This window comes from Nocardioides sp. NPDC057772, from assembly GCF_042798075.1.
Lineage (GTDB): Bacteria > Actinomycetota > Actinomycetes > Propionibacteriales > Nocardioidaceae > Nocardioides.
Genome location: NZ_JBHVKN010000204.1, coordinates 1 through 2,184 on the forward strand (window position 1 = coordinate 1; position 2,184 = coordinate 2,184).

Sequence of the window (2,184 nt, forward strand, 5' to 3'; positions counted from 1 at the left end):
ACGCTGCTGCTGCGCGAGGCCGACGAGTCTGGCACCGTCAGCATCCCGCAGTTCTACGCACGCCGTGCCCGCCGGATCCTGCCCGCGGCCACCCTGGTGCTGCTGGCGACGGTGGTCTACGCGGCCGTCTTCCTCGGTTTCGTACGCACCCGCGAGATCGCCCTCGATGCGCTGTGGTCGGCGGCCTTCGCCGCCAACTTCCGGTTCGCGTCGCTGGAGACCGACTACTTCTCGGCCGCCCTGCCGCCGTCACCGCTGCAGCACTTCTGGTCGCTCGCGGTGGAGGAGCAGTTCTACCTGGTCTGGCCGCTGGTGATCCTCGGATGCCTGTGGGCGCTGAGGCGGCGCAGCGAGAACGCCGAGCCCGACCAGCGCCGCCGCAGGCGCGTGCTGGTGATCGCGCTCGGCGTCGGGATCGTGGCCTCGCTGCTGGTCTCGGCGGTGCTGACCCGCACCAGCCCGGAGGCGGCGTACTTCTCGCCCTTCACCCGCGCCTGGGAGCTCGGCCTGGGTGCGATCGCGGCGATCGCGTTCCGTGACGACGGGCCCCAGGACGCCACCGCACGCTGGCGGGCCCAGGTGCTCTCGGCGTTCGGGATGTTCTTCATCGTGTGCGCCTGCCTGCAGTTCAACGACGCGACCCCGTTCCCGGGCACCCCGGCGCTCGTGCCCGTCCTCGGCAGCGTCTTCATCATCGTGGCCGGCACGCTCTGGCACGGCCCGACCGTGGTCGGCAGGCTGCTGTCGGTGCCGCCGCTGCAGGTGATCGGCAACTGGTCCTACTCGCTCTACCTGTGGCACTTCCCGGTGCTGGTCCTCGCCGAGCTGCAGCTGGGCCGGGAGCTGCGCTGGTGGGAGCAGGTGCTCCTGGTCGCGCTGGCGTTCGGCCTGGCGGGAGTCACCTACCGCTACGTCGAGGAGCCGTTCCGGCGCGGCGTGCTGTGGCGCCGCCCGGTCCTCGCCAGGGCCGGCACGCTGGGCCCGGTCGCGCTCTACCCGCTGAGCATCACCCTGGTCGCGGTGACCTGCTTCGGGGCCAACTCCTACGCCACCGGCGCCGCCCGCGACGGCTACCAGCCGGCGATCACGCTCGCCGAGTCCGGCTCGTCCGACTCCGCCAAGGCGTCCGAGCGGCCTGAGCGGCCCGCGTCCAGTGACGCACCGCCCGCCGCCAAGCCGCAGGAGCCCGACCCGCTCCCCGACCTGCTGAAGGCGTCGGTGCTCGCCGCCCGGAAGAACCAGGCGATCCCCACCAACCTGAAGCCGGGGCTCACCAACCTCTCCGACGACGTGGAGACGGTCGGCGCGTGCAACTACTACTCCACCAACGTACGCAAGCTGTGCCCGCGCGGAGACACCGACGCCGAGAAGACGGTCGTCGTCATCGGCGACTCCCACGCGCGCCACTGGGCGCCCGCGGTCGACGAGATCGCCGAGCGCTCCGGCTACCGCGCCTACATGCTGGCGATGCCGCAATGCACCGTCTCGCTGGTCACCCCTGACAAGATCGACAGCACCGAGCCGATGACCTCGTGCGACGACTTCCACGACTTCATGCTCTCCTCGGTCAAGAAGCTACGCCCTGACCTGCTGCTGATCTCCTCGCGCCCGATCAGTGCCGCCTACCACGACTCCTCGGGCCGCCACACCGACCGCGAGGACGTACGCCGCGCCGTCTACCGCGGCTACCAGCGGCTGCTCGCCCAGGTGAAGCCCGCAGCGAAGCGCACCGTGTGGCTGCGCGACGTGCCGGCGCTCGAGTTCGACCCGGCCACGTGTCTGAGCAGCAACAAGACGCTCTCACCGTGCACCTACAAGCCGCTGGCGAGCCAGCAGGACGGTGCCGACCTGCAGATGCAGGCGGCCAAGTCCGCTCGCGTCGAGACCCTCGACCTCGACGACATGTTCTGCGACAGCGTCGGCATCTGCACCACCGTCGTCGGCGACACGATCACCCACCGCGACGGCCACCACCTCACCGCGACCTACTCCAAGGAGCTCGCCCGCACATTGGGCGAACGGCTCGAGATCTGGTGACGGTCACTCATCGTCCGGCGGCGTCTCGGCGCCGCCGGACCTGGTTGAAGCTGGTGGCGCTGGCGGTCTCGGACGGCGGCACGTGCCGGACGATCAGCAGCGGCATCACCGCGTACGCCGCCCCCACGCCCGCCCCCAGCAGAAAGG

General features: G+C 70.8%; 1 protein-coding gene. It reads left to right on the top strand.

Translation table 11 applies throughout. The annotated features are described in order from the left end of the window. Window positions 1-2,037 (top strand): acyltransferase family protein (locus tag ACFVJS_RS23345; protein ID WP_378885519.1); only part of this gene is annotated, 2,037 nt, incomplete at its 5' end. Window positions 2,038-2,184: the final 147 nt, after the last annotated feature.